The sequence below is a fragment of the Lysobacter sp. DMC104 genome, assembly GCF_056313665.1.
Genome location: NZ_JBQUZW010000007.1, coordinates 190,400 through 214,255 on the forward strand (window position 1 = coordinate 190,400; position 23,856 = coordinate 214,255).

The window sequence follows — 23,856 nt, forward strand, 5'->3', positions numbered from 1 at the left end:
CGCGGTCATCCCGCGGCGGTGCAGGCCGGGAAGCGACGGGGACCCGTGCGGGTCCCCGTCGTTGCGCGCATCAGAACTTCGCGTGCAGGGTCACGCCGTAGCTGCGGTCGGCGCCTGCGATCACGGTCGGGATGCCGAACAGGATGCCGGTGTTGCCGGCGTCGGTCAGGTACTTGCGGTTGGTGAGGTTGTTGCCCCACACGCCGAGGTCCCAGTGGTCGCCGAAGCGCCAGCCGGCGCGCAGGCCGAACAGGCCGTAGGCGTCCTGCTCGATGCCCGGCTGGTTCTCGTCCTCGAAGTACACGTGCGAACGCCAGGTGTAGTTCGGACGCAGGTACAGGCTGTCGCCGCCCTGCAGCGGGATCGTCCAGTCCACGCCCAGCGAGATCGACTGCTTCGGCGTCATGCGGAACTCGTTGCCGGCGAGTTCCTGCGGCGTGCCGTCGTCGTCGAAACCGTTGAAACCGCCGTTGATGTAGCCGTAGTTCAGCCAGCCGTTGACGTTGTCGGTGAGCTTGGCGAACAGCGAGGCCTCGAAGCCCAGCGCATGCGCCATGCCGGCGTTCTTGGTGACGAAGAACGGCGGCGGCGTGGGGTTCTGCACCGAGGCCTGGAAGTCGTTGTAGTCGTAGTAGAACAGCGACAGGTCGTAGAGGAAGCGACCGTTGGCCGTGTTGCCCTTCATGCCGACTTCGTAGCTCCACACGATCTCGGCCGGCGTGTGCTCGGTGCCGAGGTCGCTGACGTTGATCATGTCGGGACGCCGGCCGCGGGAGACGCTGGCGTAGGTGTTGAGGTTGTCGTTGACCTTCCAGCCCAGCACCGCGCGACCCACCCAGGACGTGTAGCTGCCGCTGGCGCTCAGGCGGCCGCCCGTGACCGGGAACAGGAAGTTCGTGCAGACCGCGGGTGCCGTGCATGCGGGAGTGCCGCGGGCCGACAGCAGGTAGCCCAGGCCGGAGCCATTGCCCTGGGCGGCGAAGTACCCGTATTCGACCGATTCGTGCGAGCCACGCAGGCCCAGCGTCAGCGACCACGCGTCGTTGAACTGCCAGGTGCCGTCGGCGAACAGGTCGATCGCGCGGATGTCGACGTCGTTGCCGAAGGTCTCGATGTGGTTCGGGTTCAGCGGCACCTGCGGGAAACCGGCCGGGTTCGAGCCGCTCGGCGGCACCGTGCCCGGGGCCGGCAGCCAGATGGCGCTGGTCGAGGTGTTCGGCGTCAGGTTCGGATTGAGCACCGACAGGATCGGGTAGTAGTAGTTGGCCAGCGCGCTGCCCAGCAGCGGGGTCAGGTTGCCGTTGATCTGCGGCGTCAGCAGCGCGTACAGCTGGCGCTCGTCGGTCTGGTAGGTCAGGTCGCGGCTGGAGGTTTCCTTGAAGAAGGAACCGCCGACGAAGCCGGTGAACTTGCCGCCGTTGTCGAAGTTGAAGCGCAGTTCCTGGCTGAACTGGTGGCCCCAGGCGTGTTCGTCGAATTCGATCAGGTCGGCCTGCGAGCCGTCGGAATCGAACTTGTCGATGCCGTCGTAGCGGCGCCAGCCGGTGATGCTCGACAGCGACCAGTTGTCGTTGAGTCGGAAGTCGCCGAGCAGGGTGGCGCCGTAGACCTCGCGGTCGGTGCCGAGTTCGTTGCCGCGCTGCGAATTGGCGACCAGCGGATCGAGGCTGCCGCGCGTGTTCGGGATGACCTGGCTGCGGAAGGCGGTGCCCGGCGGCGTGTCCTTCTGGTAGTTGAGGATCAGGTCGAAGCCGCCGGTCTCGCCGACGCCGAAGTGCAGGGCGCCGCGGATGGCGCGGGTGTCCTTGCCCTGCAGCGTGCCGCCGTCGAGGTTCTCGACGAAGCCGTCGCGGGTCTCGTAGAACGCCGCGATGCGGCCCTGCACGTTCTCGCCGAGGTCGGTGTTGTAGAAGCCGGTGAAGCGGCGCTGCGCGTCGCTGCCCAGGCCCACGTCGAAGCCCGACGAGGTGCCGGTGCGGGCCTTGTTCTGGATCAGGTGGATGGCGCCGGTCTCGGCGGCGCGGCCGAACAGCGTGCCCTGCGGGCCGCGCAGCACTTCCACGCGCTGCATGTCGAACATCTCGACCGACGAGCCGCGGGCGCGGCTGATCGACACGCCGTCCTGGAACACCGAGATGCGCGGCTCCTGGGTCGGGTCGTCGAGGTCGGCGGTGATGCCGCGGATCGAGATGCTCGGGTTGCTGACGCTCTGCGTCTGCACTTCCAGGCCCGGCACCAGTGTGCCGAGGTCGCCGTAGTCCTGGATGCCCTGCGCCTGCAGGAAATCGCCGGAGTAGGCGTTGATCGAGATCGGCACGTCCTCGATCTGCTGCTCGCGCTTCTGCGCGGTGACGGTGATGCGGTCCAGTTCGCCGGGGGCGGCGCCGTCGGGCGGCGTTTCCTGGGCGAAGGCGGGCAGGGCGGTGGCGGCGATCGCCGACAACAGGGCCAGCGACAGGCCGTCGCGGCGCAGGGCGCGGGCGGGCGCGCGGGTTTTGGGCAACATGCGGAACACTCTCCATGAGGAGTTCGGAAGACACGGTGCCGGACCTCCCCCGCCCGGGCACCGCCGGCCCGGGCAGGCGACAGTGCGTCCTTTATACCGCACGGGCATGACCGCTTGCCGCTCCGGTACAATGCCGGTCCGATCCGCTCCCCGGTCGCCGCGGCCATCTCCGCGGCCCGCGCACCGTGTATTCCCGCAGCAGCGAACCCGTCCGATTCGAACGCGATTGCGATGCCGTCCTGGTGCCGCAGGGCGAGGCCGTGACCCTGCCCGCCGGCAGCATGGGCTACATCACCCAGGCGCTGGGCGGCAGCTGGACGGTGTTCGTCGAAGGCAACCTGCTGCGGATCGCGGGCAAGGACGCCGACGCCATCGGCAAGGAGCCGCCGGCGCCGATCGAGCTGCCCGAGGGCGCCTCCGACGAGGCGGTCGAGACGCTGGTCTGGAGCCTGCTCCGCACCTGTTTCGACCCGGAAATCCCGATCAACATCGTCGAACTGGGGCTGGTCTACGAAGCGACGGTCTCGCGCCGCGAGGACGGCGCCCGGCGCATCGGCATCCGGATGACGCTCACCGCCCCGGCCTGCGGCATGGGCGAGGTGCTGGTCGACGACGTCCGCGACAAGCTCGAACGCATCCCGACGGTCGCCGAGGTCGATGTCGAACTGGTGTTCGACCCGCCGTGGAACCGCAGCATGATGTCCGAAGCCGCCCGCCTCGAAACCGGCATGCTCTGAGCGCCGGCGGCCCTGACCGGCCCGCGGTTTTCTTCGTTCCCCTCCTTGCAAACGCCCCCTCTTGCGGGGCGTGCGTCGTTGCGTGTACGCGTGTGTGCGCCACGTGCTCGTGCGCCTGCCTGCGCACGAGCGCCGCGCGTGCTTGCGTGCGCGCCAGTGCGCGCGCCGCTGCGCGCGAGGCGTTTCGCGCAGTGTCGTGTTGTGTCGCGCAAGAGACCCGGATGCATGCGGAAGCGATGGGTCCGGATTTGTGTGAAATCGATCTCAGAGGGGCGCCGGTGGCGTCGCTTTTCGTTCAACGGTCTTTTCGCTCGGGCGCAATTCCGGAGGGTTCTGCCGGGGGGATATTGACGGCCGATGCGCGCTCCGCTTAGCGTCGGTTCAGCCGACGGTGTGTCCAGCCGGACGGCCCCCCGCCACGACCAGACCGCTCCGATCCGCCCCAGGCGTTCGGAACGGTCTTCGACGTGCCGGATGTTGCAGCGTCCCCCCGCCGCCGTGTGCGGCGAACCAAAAAAACCGAACATCACATCAAGTCCAGGGAGAGATTGTGAATCGTCATCGTCAGTTGAGCGTGTTGGCCGGCGCGACCGCGTTGGCCCTGATGTCCATGGGTGCCTCCGCCGCTTCGCGTGGCGACCTGCACCGCGAGGACATGGTCCAGATCAAGCTCGCGAACGCGGCCATCGCCGCTTCGGGCACCGCCGACACCGCCCACACCCGTCACGAACGCGCCCTCGGCCTGGACGCCGACTCGCGCCTGTTCCTGATCGACCGCCAGACCAGCAACGGCGTGAAGAACACCCGTTACCTGCAGACCTTCCGCGGCATCCCGGTGTTCGGCGAGCACGTGGTGGTCAGCGAAGACACCGCCGGCAACGTCCGCACCCTGTTCGGCCAGAAGGTCACCGACCTCGCCAGCCAGATCCCGGCCGGCCGCACCCGCCTCAACGCCAGCAGCGCGCTGCTGATCGGCAAGAGTGCCGGCCTCGGCAACCGCGTCGGCTTCATGCGCACCAGCGGCGAGAAGTCGCAGCTGATGATCTACGTCGACGACGCCGGCCGCGCCAGCAAGGCGTACGTCGTGTCGTACTTCGCCGACACCGCCAACATGGGTTCGCCGTCGCGTCCGACCGTGATCGTCGACGCCAACACCGGCCGTGTCCTGAAGCAGTGGGACAACCTGCAGACCGCCCTCGTCGGCACGGGCCCTGGCGGCAACACCAAGACCGGCCAGTACGAGTGGGGTTCGGGCGGCAAGTACGGCTTCATGGACGTGACCCAGTCGGGCACCACCTGCACCATGAACAACGCCAGCGTGAAGGGCGTGAACCTCAATGGCGGCACGACCAGCACGACCGCGTACGCCTATACCTGCCCGCGCAACACCTTCAAGACCATCAACGGCGGCTACTCGCCGATCAACGACGCCTTCCAGTTCGGCGGCGTGATCACGAAGATGTACCCGGCGTGGACGGGCTACAACGCCCTGAGCTTCCAGCTCGTCATGCGCGTGCACTACAGCACCAGCTACGAGAACGCGTTCTGGAACGGCTCGAACATGTCGTTCGGTGACGGTGCCAGCACGTTCTACCCGCTGGTCAACGCCGACGTCTCGGGCCACGAAGTCTCGCACGGCTTCACCGAGCAGCACTCGAACCTGACCTACTCGGGCCAGTCGGGCGGCATGAACGAAGCCTTCTCCGACATGGGCGGCGAAGCGACCGAAGCCTACTGGAAGGGCACGAACGACTTCCTCGTCGGCGCCGAGATCTACAAGACGGGCACCGCGCTGCGCTACATGTGCACCCCGACCTCGGACGGCCGCTCGATCGACAATGCCGCGAACTACACCAGCGGCCTCGACGTGCACTACAGCTCGGGCGTGTACAACAAGGCGTTCTGCACCCTGGCCAAGAAGACCGGTTGGAGCACGCAGAAGGCGTTCCAGGTGTTCGCCCGCGCGAACGCCGCGTACTGGACCGCCAGCTCGACGTTCAACCAGGGCGCGTGCGGCGTGGAAACGGCTGCCACCGACCTGGGCTACACCAAGGCCGACGTGACCGCCGCCTTCACCGCGGTGGGCGTGAGCTGCGCCGGCGGCGGTGGTGGCACCGGCACCGTGGTGCTGAACGTCAACCTGCCTTCGGTCGCCACCGGCGGCGTGTCGTCGAACTACACCTACACCATCCCGAGCGGCACGACGCAGTTCGTCGTGGCGATCTCCGGTGGTACCGGTGACGCCGACCTGTACGTCCGCGCCGGCGCTGCGCCGACCACGACGAGCTACACCTGCCGTCCGTACCTCAGCGGCAACGCCGAGACCTGCACCTTCACCAGCCCGACCGCCGGCACGACGTACTACATCAACGTCCGCGCCTACAGCGCCTACTCGGGCGTCAACCTGAAGGGCACCAAGACCCCGTAAGGTCTTCGTTCCGTCCTTCGCGTCGCGGCGGCATCACCGTCGCGACGTGCGCCACGAAAGCCCCGGCCGCGCGCCGGGGCTTTTCTTTTGCGCGACGCATGCCGGATCACCGCATCCCGTCGGCCGCAACGCGTCGGCATGAATGCATCCGCCTTGCGCTTGCGTCTCCGAAGCAACTGAACGACCTGCCATCGCGAATGGGATCGCCGTCGCCTTTCGAGTGGACCGATCGGACGGGAGGTTGACACGGACGGGGTCGGCAGTGGACAACGCACCTGCAACCGGCGGCGTGCGCAAGGCATGATCGGCATGTCACCGGAAGCCCCGTCGTTCCACAGGGGGGCTTTGCGAACGGCGCAGTGCGAAGGATCCGCACTCCGGCCGGTCATCTGCGGATGTGGCAACCAGGAAGGCCGCATGCCGGCACGGGCGAATCCGTCGCGATCCCGTGATTCAACCATCCAACTCGACTCAACACGTTTCAGGGAGAGAAATCGTGAATCAGTATCGTCATTTGAACGTCCTGGCCGCCGCGACCGCGCTGGCCATCGTTGCCACCACGGCCTCGGCCGCGGAACGCAGCGATCTCAACCGCGCCGATGTCGCCCGCATCGCGCAGACGAACGCCTCGATCGCCAAGGCCGGCCTGGCCGACACCGCCCACAGCCGCCACGAGCGCGCGCTGGGCCTGGATGCCGACTCGAAGCTGTACCTGCTTTCGCGCAAGGACAGCCTCGGCGTGCACAGCACCCGTTACCAGCAGACCTTCCGTGGCCTGCCGATCTTCGGCGAGCAGGTCGTCGTGAACGAGGACGCGAGCGGCAACATCCGCACGCTGTTCGGCCAGAAGGTGTCCGGCCTGGCGTCGGAAATCCCGGCCGGCAAGCCGCGCCTGGGCCCGAGCCTCGCGCTCGCGCTGGGCAAGAGCGCGGGCCTGGGCAATCGCGCCGGTTTCATGCGCACGCGTGACGAGAAGGCGACGCTGTCGATCTTCGTCGACGACGCCGGCCGCGCCCGCAAGGCGTACGTCGTGTCGTACTTCGCCGACACCGCCCGCGGTGGTTCGGCCACGCGTCCGACCGTGATCGTCGATGCCGAGACCGGCCGCGTGCTGAAGCAGTGGGACAACCTGCAGCACGCCCTCGTCGGCACCGGCCCCGGCGGCAACACCAAGACCGGCCAGTACGAGTACGGCACCAACTACGGCTTCATGGACGTGACCCAGTCGGGCACCACGTGCACGATGAACAACACGAACGTGAAGACCGTGAACCTCAACGGCGGCACCACCGGCACGACCGCGTTCTCGTACACCTGCCCGCGCAACACGGTGAAGGCCATCAACGGCGCGTTCTCGCCGCTGAACGACGCGCACTACTTCGGCAGCGTGATCTTCAACATGTACAACGCGTACATCGGCCGCGCGCCGCTGACGTTCCAGCTGGTGATGAAGGTCCACTACAGCACCAGCTACGAGAACGCGTTCTGGGACGGTTCGTCGATGACCTTCGGCGACGGCGCCACCACGTTCTATCCGCTGGTGAGCCTGGACGTGGCCTCGCACGAAGTCTCGCACGGCTTCACCTCGCAGAACTCGAACCTGACCTACTCGGGCCAGTCGGGCGGCATCAACGAAGCCTACTCCGACATCGCCGGCGAGGCGGCCGAGTACTACATGAAGGGCACGAACGACTTCCTGGTCGGCGCCGAGATCTTCAAGTCCTCCGGCGCGCTGCGCTACATGTACAACCCGCCGCTGGACGGCCGTTCGATCGCCAACACCGCCAACTACACCGCGGGCCTCGACGTGCACTACTCGTCGGGCATCTACAACAAGGCGTTCTACAACCTGGCCACGACGGCGGGCTGGAACACGCAGAAGGCCTTCCAGGTCTTCGCGCGCGCGAACGACCTGTACTGGACCGCGAGCACCGACTTCAACCAGGGCGTGTGCGGCGTGCAGACGGCGGCCACCGACCTCGGCTACACCGTCGCCAACGTGACCGCGGCGTTCAACGCCGTCGGCGCGGTGTGCGGTGGCGGTGGTGGCACGGGTACGGTCATCCAGAACATCACGCTGCCGTCGGTCGCGACCGGTGGCGTGTCGTCGACCTACTCGTACACCATCCCGGCCGGCACGACGCAGCTCGTCGTCGCCATCTCGGGTGGCACGGGCGACGCCGATCTGTATGTCCGCGCCGGCGCCGCGCCGACCACGACGGCCTACACCTGCCGTCCGTACACGGCCAGCAACACCGAGACCTGCACCATTGCCAACCCGACGGCCGGCACGACGTACTACTGGAACGTGCGTGCCTACGCGGCCTATTCGGGTGTCAACCTGAAGGCCACGAAGACGCCGTGACGACGCGCGACGGAGGCCGGGAGTGTGTCCCGGCCTCCGTTCGCCGATGCCTCGAATGCCCCTCGGCCGGTTGTCTGGCCGAGGGGTTTCTTTTTCCGCAGTCCGGCGCAATCGCCCCCGATCCGGGGGCTCCGCTTGGCGCGAAACCGTGTTGCGTTGCAACGGAAATCGTATTCAGTTCGATCGCGTACGGTTTTTTTTGTGATTTAAGTCGCGTTTTTCGGGCCCCGGGTCGCAATTTCTTTGACGATTTGTCCTGAAGCAATCGACGGTTAGCGCAAGAAATCGTCAACAGTTGACGTGCTGCGTCAGTTCCGCTTAGGGTCCATTCAGTCGACCGACAGGGGGTGTCCATGGTCGGCTCCGTCGTACCGCACGCTCGCCTGGTCTTCGCAGTTGATTGGGGACCGGGCGCGGGGATGTGCGTTTCCGGCGGTTGTGCACCTGCCGCGCAAGCGGACTTTCATTCACGAATGCGTCAACGGAGAGGAAAGCAGTGAATCGATACCGTCACCTGAATACCCTGGCTGTTGCGACCGCGATGGCGTTGTTCGCCACCGGCGCATCTGCCGCGAACCGTTCCGACCTGCACCGCGAGGACATGGGCCAGATCAAGCGTGCGAATGCGGCCATCGCCGCTTCGGGCGCCGTCGATACCGCCCATGGCCGTCACGAGCGCGCCCTCGGCCTGGACGCCGACTCGCGCCTGTTCCTGATCGACCGCAAGACCAGCAACGGCGTGAAGAACACCCGTTACCAGCAGACCTTCCGCGGCATCCCGGTGTTCGGTGAGCACGTGGTGGTCAGCGAAGACACCGCCGGCAACGTCCGCACCCTGTTCGGCCAGAAGGTCACCAACCTCGCCAGCCAGATCCCGGCCGGCCGCGTCCGCCTCAACGCCGGCAGCGCGCTGTCGATCGCCAAGAGCGCCGGCCTCGGCAATCGCGTCGGCTTCATGCGCACCAGCGGCGAGAAGTCGCAGCTGATGATCTACGTCGACGACGCCGGCCGCGCCACCAAGGCGTACGTCGTGTCGTACTTCGCCGACACGCCGAACATGGGTTCGCCGACCCGTCCGACCGTGATCGTCGATGCCAACACCGGCCGCGTCCTGAAGCAGTGGGACAACCTGCAGCACGCCCTCGTCGGCACGGGCCCCGGCGGCAACACCAAGACCGGCCAGTACGAGTGGGGTTCGGGCGGCATCTACGGCTTCATGGACGTGACCCAGTCGGGCACCACCTGCACCATGAACAACACCGCCGTGAAGACCGTGAACCTCAACGGCAGCACGTCGGGTTCGACCGCGTTCTCGTACACCTGCCCGCGCAACACGGTGAAGACGATCAACGGCGCCTTCTCGCCGCTGAACGACGCCCACTACTTCGGCGGCGTGATCCAGAACATGTACAACGCCTGGACCGGCAGCAACGCGCTGACCTTCCAGCTCGTGATGCGCGTGCACTACAGCACCAGCTACGAGAACGCGTTCTGGGACGGCACCCAGATGACCTTCGGCGACGGTGCCAGCACGTTCTACCCGCTGGTCAACGCCGACGTCTCGGGCCACGAAGTCTCGCACGGCTACACCGAGCAGCACTCGAACCTGACCTACTCGGGCCAGTCGGGCGGCATCAACGAAGCCTTCTCCGACATGGGCGGCGAAGCCACCGAGTACTACTGGAAGGGCACGAACGACTTCCTGGTCGGCGCGGAAATCTTCAAGTCGACGGGTGCGCTGCGCTACATGTGCAACCCGACCCAGGACGGTGCGTCGATCGACAATGCCGCGAACTACACCAGCGGCCTCGACGTGCACTACAGCTCGGGCGTGTACAACAAGGCGTTCTGCCTGCTGGCCAAGACCGCCGGCTGGAGCACCCAGAAGGCCTTCCAGGTCATGGCCCGCGCGAACGCCAACTACTGGACCGCCAGTTCGACGTTCAACCAGGGCGCGTGCGGCGTGGAAACGGCTGCCACTGACCTAGGCTACACCAAGGCCGACGTGACCGCTGCGTTCACCGCCGTGGGCGTCAGCTGCGGCGCCGCGCCGCCGCCGCCGCCGCCGCCGGTCGCGCTGACCAAGGGCGTGCCGGTCACCGGTCTGTCCGCCGCCACCGGCGGTTACCTGTACTACACGCTGGCCGTCCCGGCCGGTGCGACCAACCTGACGTTCACCATGTCGGGCGGCACCGGTGACGCCGACATGTACGTCAAGTTCGGCGCCTCGCCGACCGACACGGTCTACGACTGCCGTCCGTACGCCTCCGGCAACGCCGAGACCTGCACCTTCGCGGCCCCGTCGACCGGTACGTACTACGTCGCGCTGAAGGGCTACGCCGCGTTCTCGGGCGTCAGCCTGGTCGGCAACTACACGGCCCCGGGCAGCAACACCGCCCCGGTCGCGAACTTCACGTTCACGACCAACGGCCTGACCGCGACGTTCACCGACACCTCCACCGACGCCGAGAACAACATCACCGGCCGCAGCTGGAACTTCGGTGACGGCACGACCTCGACCGCGACCAGCCCGACCAAGACCTACACCGCCGCCGGCACCTACACGGTGACCGAGACGGTGACGGACGCGGGCGGCCTGACCAGCACGAAGTCGGCCTCGGTGACGGTGACGAGCACGAGCTGCGGTGGCACGGTCCTGTGCAGCGGCACGGGCGTGGCCCTGCCGTCGGTGGCGAAGAATGCCTGGTCCTCCACCTACACGATGCCCGTCCTGGCTGGCCATACCGTGACCTTCAAGATTGCGGGTGGCACGGGTGACGCGGATCTGTATGTGCGGGCCGGCGCTGCGCCGACCACCACCACCTACAGCTGCCGTCCGTACACCGCCGGCAATGCCGAGACCTGCACGTTCACGCCGACCGCGAACACCACGTACTACGTGGCGGTCCGCGCGTACGCGGCCTTCTCGGGCGTCACGCTGACCGGTACCTCGAACTAAGGGGAGCCGCCCGACCCTCAAGCCGATTCACAGGCTTCTGGGTCGGATGACGACCCGGCGACACAGGCCCCGGCTTCGGCCGGGGCCTTTTTTTGACGAGGAAGGCGACCGAAGGACGCCGTCCTGTTTCCGCTGTGTTCTCCAGACAACTCAAGGAACCGAGCCATGAACACGAAACACCTGCTGGCCCTGCTGTGCGCAGGCCTTGCCGCGACCGCGTCCGTGCAGGCCGCGCCGCGTCAGGCCGCCCGCGACCACGCCCGTGAAGAAGCCGCCGCCGCGCTCGCGGCGATGCACCTGCGGCACGATCCCGCCGCACCGGTCTACGTCGTCACCTCGCGCGACACCTACCCGCTGATGAAGGACCTCGCGGTCGACGCCACGCCGGCCTTCGACAGCGTCGGCACCGCGCTGATCGTCTCGCGCATCCAGGCGCTGCACCTGGGCACCGTGAGTTCGCGCATCCACACCAAGCAGCTGCGCTGCGGCGGCTTCTTCGCCTTCGCCACGCGCGCCGAAGCCGAGGCCTTCATCCGCAAGGACCGCGCGGTGCAGAGCATCCGCAAGGCGGCGATCGCGTACACCATCGACAACCAGACGACGGTCAATCCGTGGCTGCCGCAGGCGTCGACGACCAACATCTACAACACGATCTCGACGCTGTCGGGCTACACCAACCGCTACTACACCAGCACCACCGGCAAGACCTCGGCCGAGTGGATCCGCACCACGTGGCAGGGCCTGGCGGGCAGCCGCACCGACGTCACGTCGGAGCTGTTCACCGCCTGCAGCACCTGCTCGACCCAGCCGTCGGTGATCCTGACCATCCAGGGCAACGAGCTGGCGAACGAAGTGGTCGTGCTCGGCGCGCACCTGGATTCGATCAACACCAGCGGCGGCGGCAGCAACACCCAGGTCGCCCCGGGCGCCGACGACGACGCCTCCGGCATCGCGACCCTGACCGAAGTGATCCGCGTCGCGCTGGCCAGCGGCTGGAAGCCGAAGCGCACGGTGAAGTTCATGGGCTATGCGGCCGAGGAAGTCGGCCTGCGCGGCTCGAACGCCATCGCGCAGTCGTTCAGCGCCGCCGGCACGAATGTCGTGGCCGTGCTGCAGCTCGACATGACGAACTACAAGCCGGCCAGCGGCAGCGACATGCGGCTGATCACCGACTACTCGAACGCCAGCCTGCAGACGTTCCTCACCAGCCTGTTCGACACCTACCTGGCGCCGACCGGCCTGACCCGCGGCACCTACACCTGCGGCTACGGCTGTTCCGACCATGCGTCTTGGACCAGCGCCGGCTATCCGTCGGGCATGATGTTCGAGGGCGGCTCCAGCAGCTACTTCGCCAACATCCACAGCGCGAGCGACACGCTGGCGAACATGAGCAACTCGGCCGCGAACAGCACCAAGTTCGCGAAGCTGGGCCTGGCGTTCCTCGGCGAGGCGGCGAAGACCACCGGCGGTGGCGGCGGCACCAACACCGCGCCGGTCGCGAACTTCACCTTCACGACCAGCGGCCTGACCGCGACGTTCACCGACACGTCCACCGACGCGCAGGGCAACATCACCAGCCGCAGCTGGAACTTCGGTGACGGCACCACCTCGACCGCGACCAATCCGAGCAAGACCTACGCCGCCGCCGGTACCTACACGGTGACCGAGACGGTGACGGACGCGGGCGGCCTGAGCAGCACGAAGTCGGCTTCGGTCACGGTGTCGACGGCGAGCTGCGGCGGCACGGTGCTGTGCAACGGCACGGCCGTGGCCCTGCCGGCGGTCGCCACCAATGCGTGGTCGTCGATCTACACGATCGTCGTGCCGGCCGGGAAGACCAGCGCCGTGTTCACGATCTCCGGCGGGACCGGCGACGCGGACCTGTACGTGCGGCTCGGCAGTGCGCCGACCACCACCGCGTACACCTGCCGTCCGTACACCAGCGGCAATGCCGAGACCTGCACGCTGAACGCGCCGACCGCCGGCACGTACTACGTGGGCGTCCGCGCCTACGCGGCGTTCTCGGGCGTCAGCCTGAAGGCGACGATCTCGCCGTAAGCGGATTCCGCACGCACGAAAGCAGACAGCCCCGGCCATGCCGGGGCTGTCTTTTTTTTTGCGGAGCCGATGGGCGAAACGAACGCGGAACGCGCCGCCGCTCGATCGATTCGGATCAGCCCACGGGTTCGAAGCGGTTGGCGGCGACGTTCTTGCGGACCTTCAGCGGGTCCCAGATGCGGCCGTTCATGGCGATGTAGACGCCGGGCGGCAGCGACTGCACCGCGCCGACGGCGGTGCCGATGTTGAACTCCGCGTCCGAACCACGGAAGCGCGCCGGGTTCAGCGCGCCGGTCAGCACGATGGTCTTGTCGGCCACACCGGCCAGCACCTTCGCGGTGTCGACCATGGTGTCGGTGCCGTGGGTGACCAGCACGTGCTTCGCCGGCTGCGCGGCGATGGTCGCGCGCATCAGCTGGCGATCCTCGTCCGAGATGTGCAGCGAGTCCTTGCGCAGGATCGGGATCACCGTGAACCGGAACGCCACGCCCAGCTCTTCGAGGATGCGCCCGATCTGCGGATCGCCGACCTGGTAGTCCGACTTGTCGTCGAAGTAGATCTTGTCGATGGTGCCGCCGGTGGTGACGATCAGGAGCTGGTCCATGGGCGCGGGTCGCAGAGGTCGGGCGAGGGCGGCATGGTACCGCGCCGCTTCCGGGTCGGCGAACCGGGGCTTGCCGGCTCTTCGGGCGCGATGCAATCGAAGCGTGTCGAGAAGGCCCTAGAGCGTCGCGAACAGCGCGTCCGACAGCGCCTGCAGCAGCGGGTTCAGCATCACGCCATACGCCGCCGCACGCGCGGTGTCGCGCATCAGCGGCTGCCGCACCTGCGCCGCGCTGGCGGTGCGCACGCTGCGTTCGGCGCGGTGGAACGCCAGGCAGCGCGGGTCGAACGCCAGTCCGCAGGCATCCAGCAGCGCGCGGACTTCCTGCTCGAACGCGGCCAGCAGGGCTTCGTATTCCTGCAGGCGGATTCGCGCCGGATCGCGCCTGCGCCACTGGTCCATGGCCGCTTCGCAGGTGCGGATGTACACGCCGATGTCGTGCAGGTCGCAGGCGAAGTGCGGCAACTGGTAGAACTGCTGGCGGAAGCAGGACCAGCCGGTTTCCAGCGCATCGCGGCGGGCCTCGATCACGCGCGCGCCGGGCAGCATCGCGCGCAGCACGCCGCTGAATTTCCAGTTCTCCGGCATCTTGTCGGTGAAACGCGGACGCGATTCCCGCCAGCGCGCGGTGCGGTCCAGGTAGTCGCTGCCGAGGCGGTGCCAGTCCGTGGCGGTGGCGTCGGGCACCCAGGCCGGGAAGGCCTGCCCGCGGCGGACGGATTCGGCCTGCAGCACTTCCGCGAGGTCCGGCAGTTCGCTGGCACCGGTCACGTCGGGATGCGCGGACAGGATCTGCTCGATCAGCGTCGACCCCGAGCGCGGCAGGCCGACGATGAAGATCACCTCGTGCCCCAGCGTCGGATCGACCGGCGCCGGCAGCGTCTCGGTGACCCGCAGCGCATCGCGCGCGAACGCCTGCAGCGCGTCCGCACGCCACGGCGCCTTCGCGCGCAGCCGCGCGTTGGCCGCGCTGATCGCCGCGAACGCCTCGGGGTAACGGCCGCGGTCTTCCTCGGCCTTGCCCAGTGCGTAGGACATCGCGATCCAGTCCTCCTCGTGCACGTCCGGCCGGCTGCGCAGCACGCGCAGCGTGGCGAGGTCCCGCTCGGTCAGCGGGCGGGTCTTGATGTTGCTCAGGCCGCGCCAGGCATCGCCGCAGGCCGGCGCCAGCGCCAGCGCCGCGCGGTAGTGCATCGCCGCGTCGTCGAAGCGGCCGAGGTGGGCGAGGGCGTCGGCGACGAGGATGCGGCCGGGCAGCAGGGTCGGCGCCAGCGCCAGCGCGCGCTCCAGCGCTCCGATCGCCGGCACGGTCTCGCCGCGCAGCTGCAGCGCGCGGCCGAGGTTGAACCACGGCATCGGCTGGGTGTCGTCGAGCGCGCAGGCGCGCTGCCACGCGGTGATCGCCTGTTCGTGGTCGCGCAGCCGGTTGTGGGCGATGCCCACGTCCGTCCACAGCACCGCATCGTCGGGCCAATGCGCCAGTGCGCGCCGCAGGAGTTCGAGCGCCTGCGGCACGCGCTGCGTGCCCATCATCACGAAGGCGAGCCTGCGCAGGGCTTCCGGATGATCGGGATGCCGCACCAGCGCGGCCTCGAACAGGGCCTCGGCGCGGGCGGGCTGGCCGTCGCGCAGGGCGCGGGCACCGGCGTAGAGGCGTTCGGCGTCCTCGTCCGGGAGGCCGGCGAGGCGGGGATCGCGGCCGCCGGCGACGGCGGGGCCCGGGGGCGGGTAGGTCGGGGTGTTCATCTCGGTGCCTGCCTTGGCGAGTGGATGAGAAGCCTGCGTCCTGCAGTCAGCGTGCCGTCGTGATCATTTCTTTCCGAAGCGGGCGCGCAGGCCCGGGGCATTGGCGGCGAACACCACCGCCAGCGCGAGGACGACCTCGACCAGACCCGCGACGCGGGCCTCGGGATGCGCCCAGGCGCTCATCACGCCGTGCGAGAACCACGCCAGCGCGAACACGCCGGCCCAGAACCGCGCGGTGGCGCGGCGTGCCAGCACCCCCAGCGCCAGCAGCAGCGGCGGCACGCCGAAGACGATCCACGCGGCGATGCGGTCGTGGTCGTTGCGGAACCACAGCGCATACAGCACGACGAGGCCGAACAGGGCCACCAGCAGGAGGCGACGTTCGCCGGGACGGGAGGGATCGTTCACGCTCACGGCGTCGTGCTCACTGCAGTTTCAGGGCGAGGGTGGCGATGCGCCGGCCCAGCGCGCGGGCGAGGGCGGCTTCGTCGTCGCTGGGCTGCGGGTCGTCCTGCCCGCCGGCCACGTGGCTGGCACCGTAGGGCGTGCCGCCGGTGCGCGTGGTGTTGAGCTGCGGCTCGGTGAACGGGATGCCCGCGATCACGCAGCCGTGGTGCAGCAGCGGCACCAGCATCGTCAGCAGCGTGCTTTCCTGGCCGCCGTGCTGGGTCGCGGTCGAGGTGAACACCGCCGCCGGCTTGCCGACCAGCGTGCCGCTGGCCCACTCCGCGCCGAGGGTGTCGAGGAAGTACTTCACCGGTGCCGCCATGTTGCCGAAGCGGGTGGGGCTGCCGAGCACGAGGCCCGCGCATTCGGCCAGATCGCCCGCTTCGACGTAGGGCGCGCCGTCCTCGGGCTCCGGCGGCGCGGCCTCGCGCGTCACCGGCGCCACCGGCGGCACCGTGCGCAGGCGCGCGCTCGCGCCGGGCACCTCGCCCACGCCGCGCGCGATCTGCCGCGCCAGGCGCGCCACGGAACCGCCGCGGCTGTAGTAGATGACGAGGATCTCGGTCATGCGGAAGCGACGGTGGTCCGGGAACGTGCGCAGAGGGTAAGGGAAGCGTCCACCGCCCACCAGCCCGGCCCACCAGTGCCGCGCGCCCGCGGACGTCGGCTGCTACCCTTGCGCGATGCCGTTCCTCGACAGACTGCTCACCTGGCGGCCGCCCGGCTGGGACCATGCCCGTGCAGGCACCTTCGCCCGCTTCCTCTGGAAACGCTTCCTCGACGACCGCCTGTTCCAGGCCGCCGGCGCGCTGGCCTTCACCACTGCGTTCTCGATCGTGCCGCTGAGCATGGTGGTGTTCGGCATCCTCTCCGCGTTCCCGGTCTACAAGGATTGGAGCGGCCAGCTCACCACCTACATCTTCTCCAACTTCGTGCCCAGCTCGGCGTGGGCGGTGCAGCAGCACCTCGTCGATCTCTCGGCCAACGCCGGCAAGCTCACCGCGGTCGGCGTGATCGTGCTGGTGGTGTCGCTGCTGATCACGCTGACCAGCATCGAGGCCACGTTCAACCGCATCTGGCGCGTGCCCACGGCACGACTGAAGTTCGGCCGGCTGATGGTGTACTGGACGGTGATGAGCTTCGGCGGCCTGCTCGCCGCCGCCAGCCTCGCGGTGTCGGCGCGCTTCTTCGCGCTGTCGATGTTCCAGACCCAGCCCGGCCAGGTGCTGGAATCCGGCATGCTGCGGATCACGCCGGTGCTGATCGAATTCGTCGCCATCGCGGTGATCTACCGCGTGGTGCCGCACCGCACGATCCGCTGGCGCCATGCCGCGCTCGGCGCAGTGCCGGCGGTGCTGATGATCGAAGTGGTGAAGACCGCCGCCGGCTCGTACCTCGGCAGCTTCGGCACCTACGAGAAACTCTACGGTGCGGTCGCGTTCGTGCCGATCTTCCTCGGCTGGATCTACTTCGGCTGGGTCGCGATCCTGCTCGGTGCCTCGCTGGCCTCGTCGCTGTCGGCGTTCCGCTACCAGCCGGCGTCGCAGCGGCTGCCGATGGGCTACGAACTGCACGGCCTGCTGCGCCTGATCGGCCGCTTCGACGAAGCGCGCCACAAGGGGCGCGGCCTGCACCTGGACGAGATCCGCGAACTGGAGCCCTCGCTGACCGATGCGCTGGTGCAGCAGATGCTGGGCCAGCTCAACGGCATCGGGCTGCTCGTGCGCGCCGAGAGCGGCGCATGGCTGCTGGCACGCGATCTCGACGACCTCACCCTCGGCGAACTGTACGAAGCCTGCCAGCTGCGCATCCCCGTCGCCGAAGCCTGGCTGCCGGCGCGCGAGGACGCGCTGGGCCAGGCATCCATCGAGGCCATCGACAGCCTGCGCGTGCCGCTGCGCGAACTGCTGAAGCGCCCGGTGTCTTCGCTCTACCGCAAGGAGTCCGCATGACCGTGTCCGTTCACCCGTTCGCCGCCGCGCTGGTGGCGATGGGCCTGCTCGCCGCGTGCTCGTCAGGCGACGACGCCGGCCGCAGCGCCGCCCCCGCGCCGCCGCCCGCCGCGAGCGCACCGGCGCCGGCCTCGACGCCCGCGTCCGCACCGGCCCAGCCCGCCACGCCCGACCATCCCGGCCTGAAGATCGCCACCGTCGACGGCGCGACCTTCGACCTTGCCGCGCATCGCGGCCGCTGGGTCGTGGTGAATTTCTGGGCCACGTGGTGCGCGCCCTGCCTGAAGGAAATGCCCGACCTCGACGCCTTCGATGCCGCGCGCGACGACGTCGACATGATCGGCCTGGCCTACGAGGAGATCGAGCCGCAGGCGATGCGCGACTTCCTGAAGAAGCACGTGGTGCGCTACCCGATCGCGATCGTCGACACCTACGATCCGCCGGCGGATTTCCCGACGCCGCGCGGGCTGCCGATGAGCTACGTCATCGCGCCGGACGGTCGCATCGCGAAGGAATTCCTCGGCCCGGTGACGCCGGCGGCGCTGGAGGCGGTCGTGGGCGGCAAGGCCGACGCGGCGAAGGCGGGCGGATGACGGCGACGACCGCTGCGCGCTTCCTCGTGTCCGGCCGCGTGCAGGGCGTGTCGTTCCGCGCGTACACCCGGGCGCAGGCCGTGGCGCTGGGCCTGCGCGGCTTCGCCCGCAACCTCGCCGACGGGCGGGTCGAGGTGCTGGCCGTCGGCGACGCCGCGGCCGTCGACCAGTTGGGCGACTGGCTGTGGACCGGCTCGCCGCTGGCCCGCGTGGACGACGTCGTCCGCAGCGAGGCCGACGCCGCGGACGCCGGCGAAGGCTTCCCGATCGGCTGATCCGATCGGCTGAAGCGAGCGTCGTCCGCGCCTTCGCGGACGCGATCCATCGTGGCCGCATGACGTCATGCCGTCCGGGCATTGGACCCGGTCCGCGCGGGCGTGGCATCAATCCCTATGAGTTCGATAGGAATTGATTCGCGTGCTGACGATGAAGGCCAAATACGCCCTGCGTGCGCTGACCGAGCTGGCCCGGGCCGGCGAGTCGCGGGTGCAGGCGCACGAACTGGCGGAGCGCACCCGTGCACCGCTGAAGTTCCTGGAATCGATCCTGGTCGAACTGCGCGCCGCCGGCTTCGTCGACAGCCGGCGCGGCCATCGCGGCGGCCACGTCCTCGCCCGCACCGCCGAGCGGATCATGGTTGGTGACGTCATTCGCGCGATCGACGGCCCCCTCGCGCCGGTGCGCTGCGCCAGCGTCACCGCCTACGAACCCTGCCGCGACTGCCCCGATCCCGAGACCTGCGCCCTGCGCGCGCTCATGCGCGAATCGCGCGACGCGCTCTCGCACGTGCTCGATCGCCGCAGCCTGCGCGCCTTCGCCGATGCCTCGCTGCCGCTGCCCCCCCTCGTGCCCGGGAGCCCGACATGAAACGCACGTCCCGCGTCGATCTTCCTCGCACCATCGCCGGCGTGCCGCCGGTCGGTACGCCGCTGAGCGACCAGGAGCGCGCGGTCATCGCCGCGCTGCGCGAGATCGCCTTCGGTGAAGTCGAGGTGGTCGTCCACAACGCCCGCATCGTGCAGATCACCCGCAGCCAGAAATTCCGCTTCGACGAACGCTGACCACGTCCGCGCGAAGCGTCCGCTTCCGCCTTGCCACCGACGCGCCGACCGGACCACCGGACGCGCGACCCCTCGAATGAGCCCATGAAGGAGTCGACGATGTCCCTGCTTTCCCCTCGCCGCGCGCCACGCCTGCGATCGGCGCTGCTGGCGTTCCCGTTGCTGCTCGCCGCGTTGTCGGCGCAGGCGCAGTCCACCACCGACCAGGCGCTGCTGCAGCGCTTGGAAGCGGTCGAACGCCGGCTGGGCCTCGCGCCTGCCGACGGCGCCGCGCTCGCCGACCTCGACCAGCGCCTGCGCGTGATCGAGCGCAAGCTCGAACTGCAGGCCGAGGAAGCCGCGGCCAAGGCCGCGCGCGATCCGGTGATCGCGCTCACGCCCGCCAAGGGGTTGTCGATCAAGTCGCCCGACGGCCTGGAAGTGAAGGTCCGCGGCCTCGTGCAGGCCGACGGTCGCCACTTCATCGGCGACGACACGATCCCGCAGAACGACACCTTCCTGTTCCGCCGCGTCGAGCCCACGATCGAAGGCACGTGGGGGCCGCTGATCGGCTTCCGCGTGCAAGCCCAGCTCGCCGGCGACACCGCCACGCTCAACGACGCCTACGTCGACCTGAAGTTCGATCCGCGCGCCACCGTGCGCGTAGGCAAGTTCAAGGCCCCGTTCGGCCTCGAACAGTTGCAGCCGAGCGCGAGCCTCGCGGCGATCGAACGCGGTCTGCCCACCGAACTCACGCCTGCGCGCGATCTCGGCGTGCAGTTGCAGGGCGAACTGTCGCAGGGCCGCGTGAACTACGCCGTCGGCGTGTTCAACGGCACGCCCGACGGCCGCGACACCGCGACCACGAACGCCGACAACGAATTCGAATACGCGGGCCGCGTGTTCTGGGAACCGTTCCGCAACGCGGCGAACGCGTGGTCGGGCCTCGGCCTGGGCGTCGCCGCCAGCGTCGGTGACGTCTACGGCACCGGCAACAACCTGCTGCCGCGCTACCGCACGCCGGGACAGGCGCAGTTCTTCGGTTACGCCTCGAACGTCGCCGCCGACGGCGTGCATCGCCGGTTCTCGCCGCAGGCGTACTTCTACCGCGGCCGCGGCGGCCTGCTCGGCGAGTACGTGACCTCCGAGCAGGCGGTGCGCGTGACCAGCGGCGCCAACCTCGGTCGCCGCGATCATCTGGAACACAAGGCCTGGCAGGTGACGGGCAACTGGGTGCTCACCGGCGAGGACGCCGGTTACCGCGGCGTGGCCAAGCCCAACCATCCGTTCACGCTGAAGGAGGCGGGCCTGGGCGCGTTCGAACTCGTCGGCCGCTACGGCGTGCTCGACATCGACGACGACGCCTTCCCGCTGTTCGCCAGCGCAACCGCGTCGGCCAGCGAAGTCCGCGCCTGGACCATCGGCCTGAACTGGTACCTCAACGGCAACCTCAAGCTCGTCACCAACTACACGCAGGCCTCGTTCGACGGCGGTGCCGCCGGCGGCGCCGACCGCGAGGACGAGAAGGCCGTCTTCACCCGCGCGCAATTTTCGTTCTGATCCGGGAGCCATGACCATGTCCACGATGTTCCGCACCGTCCTCCTCGGATTCGCCATCGCGCTGGCGGCCGCCGCATCGCCGTCCGCACGCGCCGGCGACAAGGAGCTGCTCAATGTCTCCTACGACCCCACGCGCGAGTTCTACGCCGACGTCGACGCACGCTTCGCCGAGCTGTGGAAGCAGCAGACCGGCGAGACGCTGAAGATCCGTGCCTCGCACGGCGGCTCCGGCAAGCAGGCGCGCGCGGTGATCGATGGCCTCGAAGCCGACGTCGTCACCCTCGCGCTGTCGGCCGACATCGACGCCATCGCGCAGAACGCCAAGCTGCTGCCGGCGAACTGGCAGACGCGCCTGCCGCACAACAGCGCGCCGTACACCTCGACCATCGTGTTCCTCGTGCGCAAGGGCAATCCGAAGAAGATCGCAGACTGGGGCGACCTCGCGCGTCCGGGCGTCGCGGTGATCACGCCCAATCCCAAGACCTCCGGCGGCGCGCGCTGGAACTACCTCGGTGCCTGGGCCTGGGCGTCGAAGCAGTACCGCGACGGCGGCAAGGTGATCGACTACATGTCGAAACTGTTCCGCAACGTGCCGGTGCTCGACACCGGTGCGCGCGGCGCGACCACCACGTTCGTCGAGCGCGGCATCGGCGACGTGCTGGTCGCGTGGGAGAACGAGGCGCTGCTGACGCTCAACGAACCCGATACCCGCGGCAAGTTCGAGATCGTCGTGCCCAGCCTGAGCATCAAGGCCGAGCCGCCGGTGGCGTGGGTCGACAAGAACGTCGCGAAGCACGGCACCCGCAAGCAGGCCGAGGCCTACCTGCGCTTCCTCTACAGCCCCGAAGGCCAGCGCCTCGCCGCGAAGCATTTCTATCGCCCGGCCGAACCCGACAAGGTGCCGGCGGCAGACCTCGCGCGCTTCCCGAAGGTGACGCTGGTGACCATCGACGATGCGTTCGGCGGCTGGAAGAAGGCGCAGGCCGAACACTTCGGCGACGGCGGCTTCTTCGACCGCATCCAGCAGGCGGCGCGATGACCGTGACGGCCGCCGACATCGCCGTCCCCGTCGCCAGGCCGACGCCGAATCCGCTCCCCGGGTTCGGCATCGGCCTCGGGCTGGGCATGGCCTGGCTGGGCGCGGTGGTCCTGTTGCCGCTGCTCGCGCTGAGCGTGCGCGCGGCGCAGCTCGGCGGCGACGGTTGGTTGCGCGTGCTGCGCGACGAACGCGTGCAGCAATCGCTGAAACTGAGCTTCGGCGCCGCGCTGGTCGCGGCGCTCGTCGCGTTGGTCGCCGGCACGCTGGTCGCGTGGGTGCTGGTGCGCTACCGCTTCCCCGGTCGGCGCTTGCTCGACGCGCTGGTCGACCTGCCGTTCGCGCTGCCGACCGCCGTCGCGGGCATCGCGCTGACCGCGATCTATTCGGCGAACGGCTGGGTCGGCCATCTCGTCGAGCCGATGGGCCTGAAGATCGCGTACACGCCGATCGGCATCGTGCTCGCGCTGGTGTTCATCGGCCTGCCGTTCTCGGTGCGCACTGTGCAACCGATCCTCGAAGCCATGGGCCGCGAGTCCGAAGAAGCCGCGGTCTCGCTCGGCGCCTCGCGCTTCACCGCACTGCGCCGCGTGGTGTTCCCGGAACTGCTGCCGGGCCTGCTCACCGGTTTCTCGCTTGCGTTCGCGCGCGGGCTCGGTGAATACGGCTCGGTGATCTTCATCGCCGGCAACCTGCCGTACAAGACCGAGATCGCGCCGCTGCTGGTGACGATCCGGCTGGAGGAATACGACTACGACGGCGCGATCGCGATCGCGGCGCTGCTGCTCGCCGCGTCCTTCGCCTGCCTGGTCGCGATCAACGCGATCCCGTTGCTCTTCGCGCACGAGCGCAGGAGGCTGCGCCGTGGCGGATGACCTGCCGTCGATGACCGAGCCGACGTGGCTGCGCTGGCTGCTGATCGCGCTGGCGATGCTGGTCATGGGCGTGCTGGTGGTGCTGCCGCTGGGCATGGTGCTGAGCGCCGCGTTCGGCACCGGCTTCCGCGCGTGGTGGGCGTCGCTGGTCGAGCCCGACGCCCTCGCCGCGCTGCGGCTCACGCTGTTCACCGTCGCCATCGCGCTGCCGATCAACGCCGTGTTCGGCCTGCTGATGGCATGGGCGGTCACGCGCTTCGAGTTCCGCGGCAAGAGGCTGCTGCTGGCGTTGCTGGACCTGCCGTTCGCGGTGTCGCCGGTGGTTGCCGGCCTGTGCCTCGTACTATTGTTCGGCTCGCACGGCTGGTTCGCCGAATGGCTGCAGGCGCACGACGTGAAGATCCTGTTCGCGCGGCCCGGCATCGTGCTGGCGACGCTGTTCATCACCTTCCCGTTCGTGGTGCGCGAACTGATCCCGCTGATGCAGCAGCAGGGCGCCGAGGAAGAACTCGCCGCGCGCTCGCTCGGCGCCAGCGCGTGGACGATGTTCTTCCGGGTGACCTTGCCGAAGATCCGCTGGGGCCTGCTCTACGGCGTGCTGCTGTGCGGCGCGCGCGGCATGGGCGAATTCGGCGCGGTGTCGGTGGTGTCGGGCCACATTCGCGGCCTCACCAACACGCTGCCGCTGCACATCGAGATCCTCTACAACGAATTCGACACCACGGCTGCCTTCGCCGCCGCCTCGCTGCTGTCTGGCATGGCGCTGGTGACACTGTTGGCGAAGTTCTGGCTGGAATGGAAGCATGGCGATGCCATCGCCGCCTCGCACGGGAAGCATTGATGACACGCGTCGACATGAAACGCTCGCCACTCCCACGCTCGGCGCCCGGGGTGCCGGTGACACGTCTGCCGTTGCCTCGATGCGTCCTGGCACGGCTGGAATGGAAACA

19 protein-coding genes are annotated in these 23,856 nt (G+C 68.8%); 14 read left to right on the top strand and 5 right to left on the bottom strand.

Annotated elements, in window-relative coordinates:
- Window positions 1-70 precede the first annotated feature (70 nt).
- A complete protein-coding gene (locus tag ACT53R_RS10945) occupies window positions 71-2,506 on the bottom strand; it encodes a TonB-dependent receptor (RefSeq protein ID WP_476171908.1) in 2,436 nt (811 codons plus the stop codon).
- A gap of 185 nt (window positions 2,507-2,691) precedes the next feature.
- On the opposite strand from ACT53R_RS10945, the gene sufT reads away from it, so the two are divergent.
- From sufT to ACT53R_RS10970, 5 genes are all read left to right on the top strand, one after another.
- Complete coding sequence (gene sufT, locus ACT53R_RS10950; protein WP_476171909.1) at window positions 2,692-3,243, top strand: putative Fe-S cluster assembly protein SufT; 552 nt, start codon at window positions 2,692-2,694, stop codon at window positions 3,241-3,243.
- Window positions 3,244-3,793: 550 nt separating this feature from the next.
- Window positions 3,794-5,671: a M4 family metallopeptidase gene (locus ACT53R_RS10955; protein ID WP_476171910.1), complete on the top strand. Its 1,878-nt coding sequence runs from the start codon at window positions 3,794-3,796 to the stop codon at window positions 5,669-5,671.
- Between the two features lie 496 nt (window positions 5,672-6,167).
- Complete coding sequence (locus ACT53R_RS10960) at window positions 6,168-8,036, top strand: M4 family metallopeptidase (RefSeq protein WP_476171911.1); 1,869 nt, start codon at window positions 6,168-6,170, stop codon at window positions 8,034-8,036.
- 496 nt (window positions 8,037-8,532) lie between these two features.
- Window positions 8,533-10,995: a M4 family metallopeptidase gene (locus ACT53R_RS10965; RefSeq protein ID WP_476171912.1), complete on the top strand. Its 2,463-nt coding sequence runs from the start codon at window positions 8,533-8,535 to the stop codon at window positions 10,993-10,995.
- Between the two features lie 165 nt (window positions 10,996-11,160).
- The gene (locus ACT53R_RS10970; protein ID WP_476171913.1) at window positions 11,161-13,053 is read left to right on the top strand and encodes a M20/M25/M40 family metallo-hydrolase; all 1,893 of its coding nucleotides are present in this window, start codon (window positions 11,161-11,163) and stop codon (window positions 13,051-13,053) included.
- Window positions 13,054-13,168: 115 nt separating this feature from the next.
- On the opposite strand, the gene ACT53R_RS10975 is transcribed toward ACT53R_RS10970, so the two are convergent.
- The 4 genes from ACT53R_RS10975 to wrbA all read right to left on the bottom strand — a co-directional run bounded on the left by ACT53R_RS10975 (window position 13,169) and on the right by wrbA (window position 16,418).
- The gene (locus ACT53R_RS10975) at window positions 13,169-13,657 is read right to left on the bottom strand and encodes an asparaginase domain-containing protein (RefSeq protein WP_476171914.1); all 489 of its coding nucleotides are present in this window, start codon (window positions 13,655-13,657) and stop codon (window positions 13,169-13,171) included.
- 117 nt (window positions 13,658-13,774) lie between these two features.
- Complete coding sequence (locus tag ACT53R_RS10980) at window positions 13,775-15,403, bottom strand: sulfotransferase family protein (RefSeq protein WP_476171915.1); 1,629 nt, start codon at window positions 15,401-15,403, stop codon at window positions 13,775-13,777.
- A gap of 63 nt (window positions 15,404-15,466) precedes the next feature.
- A complete protein-coding gene (locus tag ACT53R_RS10985; protein WP_476171916.1) occupies window positions 15,467-15,811 on the bottom strand; it encodes a DUF2069 domain-containing protein in 345 nt (114 codons plus the stop codon).
- 16 nt (window positions 15,812-15,827) lie between these two features.
- A complete protein-coding gene (gene wrbA, locus ACT53R_RS10990; protein ID WP_476171917.1) occupies window positions 15,828-16,418 on the bottom strand; it encodes an NAD(P)H:quinone oxidoreductase in 591 nt (196 codons plus the stop codon).
- A 115-nt stretch (window positions 16,419-16,533) separates the two neighbouring features.
- On the opposite strand from wrbA, the gene ACT53R_RS10995 reads away from it, so the two are divergent.
- The 9 genes from ACT53R_RS10995 to cysW all read left to right on the top strand — a co-directional run bounded on the left by ACT53R_RS10995 (window position 16,534) and on the right by cysW (window position 23,747).
- Window positions 16,534-17,802, top strand: coding sequence for a YihY family inner membrane protein (locus ACT53R_RS10995; protein WP_476171918.1), 1,269 nt, complete (start codon window positions 16,534-16,536; stop codon window positions 17,800-17,802).
- Window positions 17,799-18,395, top strand: a complete 597-nt coding sequence (locus ACT53R_RS11000; RefSeq protein ID WP_476171919.1) for a TlpA family protein disulfide reductase — start codon at window positions 17,799-17,801, stop codon at window positions 18,393-18,395. The genes ACT53R_RS10995 and ACT53R_RS11000 overlap by 4 nt, the downstream gene beginning before the upstream one ends.
- Window positions 18,392-18,670 carry an acylphosphatase gene (locus ACT53R_RS11005; protein ID WP_476171920.1) on the top strand — a complete coding sequence of 93 codons (279 nt, stop codon included), beginning with the start codon at window positions 18,392-18,394 and terminating at the stop codon, window positions 18,668-18,670. The genes ACT53R_RS11000 and ACT53R_RS11005 overlap by 4 nt, the downstream gene beginning before the upstream one ends.
- Before the next feature lie 151 nt (window positions 18,671-18,821).
- Window positions 18,822-19,262, top strand: a complete 441-nt coding sequence (locus tag ACT53R_RS11010; protein WP_476171967.1) for an RrF2 family transcriptional regulator — start codon at window positions 18,822-18,824, stop codon at window positions 19,260-19,262.
- A complete protein-coding gene (locus ACT53R_RS11015) occupies window positions 19,259-19,456 on the top strand; it encodes a DUF2292 domain-containing protein (RefSeq protein ID WP_476171921.1) in 198 nt (65 codons plus the stop codon). Before ACT53R_RS11010 ends, ACT53R_RS11015 begins: the two co-directional genes overlap by 4 nt.
- A gap of 99 nt (window positions 19,457-19,555) precedes the next feature.
- Entirely contained in the window at window positions 19,556-20,995 is a 1,440-nt protein-coding gene (locus tag ACT53R_RS11020) for an OprO/OprP family phosphate-selective porin (RefSeq protein ID WP_476171922.1), read from the top strand.
- A gap of 16 nt (window positions 20,996-21,011) precedes the next feature.
- Window positions 21,012-22,034, top strand: a complete 1,023-nt coding sequence (locus ACT53R_RS11025) for a sulfate ABC transporter substrate-binding protein (protein ID WP_476171923.1) — start codon at window positions 21,012-21,014, stop codon at window positions 22,032-22,034.
- Entirely contained in the window at window positions 22,031-22,906 is an 876-nt protein-coding gene (gene cysT / locus ACT53R_RS11030; protein ID WP_476171924.1) for a sulfate ABC transporter permease subunit CysT, read from the top strand. The genes ACT53R_RS11025 and cysT overlap by 4 nt, the downstream gene beginning before the upstream one ends.
- 10 nt (window positions 22,907-22,916) lie before the next feature.
- Window positions 22,917-23,747: a sulfate ABC transporter permease subunit CysW gene (gene cysW, locus ACT53R_RS11035; RefSeq protein WP_476171968.1), complete on the top strand. Its 831-nt coding sequence runs from the start codon at window positions 22,917-22,919 to the stop codon at window positions 23,745-23,747.
- The last annotated feature ends 109 nt before the right edge of the window (window positions 23,748-23,856 follow it).

Coding starts and splice junctions, on each gene's coding strand:
- ACT53R_RS11010 (WP_476171967.1), top strand. CDS start 18,822: ATGAAGGCCAAATACGCCCTGCGTGCGCTGACCGAGCTGGCCCGGGCC.
- ACT53R_RS11025 (WP_476171923.1), top strand. CDS start 21,012: ATGTCCACGATGTTCCGCACCGTCCTCCTCGGATTCGCCATCGCGCTG.
- ACT53R_RS11000 (WP_476171919.1), top strand. CDS start 17,799: ATGACCGTGTCCGTTCACCCGTTCGCCGCCGCGCTGGTGGCGATGGGC.
- ACT53R_RS11005 (WP_476171920.1), top strand. CDS start 18,392: ATGACGGCGACGACCGCTGCGCGCTTCCTCGTGTCCGGCCGCGTGCAG.
- ACT53R_RS11015 (WP_476171921.1), top strand. CDS start 19,259: ATGAAACGCACGTCCCGCGTCGATCTTCCTCGCACCATCGCCGGCGTG.
- ACT53R_RS10980 (WP_476171915.1), bottom strand. CDS start 15,403: ATGAACACCCCGACCTACCCGCCCCCGGGCCCCGCCGTCGCCGGCGGC.
- ACT53R_RS11020 (WP_476171922.1), top strand. CDS start 19,556: ATGTCCCTGCTTTCCCCTCGCCGCGCGCCACGCCTGCGATCGGCGCTG.
- wrbA (WP_476171917.1), bottom strand. CDS start 16,418: ATGACCGAGATCCTCGTCATCTACTACAGCCGCGGCGGTTCCGTGGCG.
- ACT53R_RS10970 (WP_476171913.1), top strand. CDS start 11,161: ATGAACACGAAACACCTGCTGGCCCTGCTGTGCGCAGGCCTTGCCGCG.
- ACT53R_RS10975 (WP_476171914.1), bottom strand. CDS start 13,657: ATGGACCAGCTCCTGATCGTCACCACCGGCGGCACCATCGACAAGATC.
- ACT53R_RS10995 (WP_476171918.1), top strand. CDS start 16,534: ATGCCGTTCCTCGACAGACTGCTCACCTGGCGGCCGCCCGGCTGGGAC.
- cysT (WP_476171924.1), top strand. CDS start 22,031: ATGACCGTGACGGCCGCCGACATCGCCGTCCCCGTCGCCAGGCCGACG.
- cysW (WP_476171968.1), top strand. CDS start 22,917: ATGACCGAGCCGACGTGGCTGCGCTGGCTGCTGATCGCGCTGGCGATG.
- ACT53R_RS10945 (WP_476171908.1), bottom strand. CDS start 2,506: ATGTTGCCCAAAACCCGCGCGCCCGCCCGCGCCCTGCGCCGCGACGGC.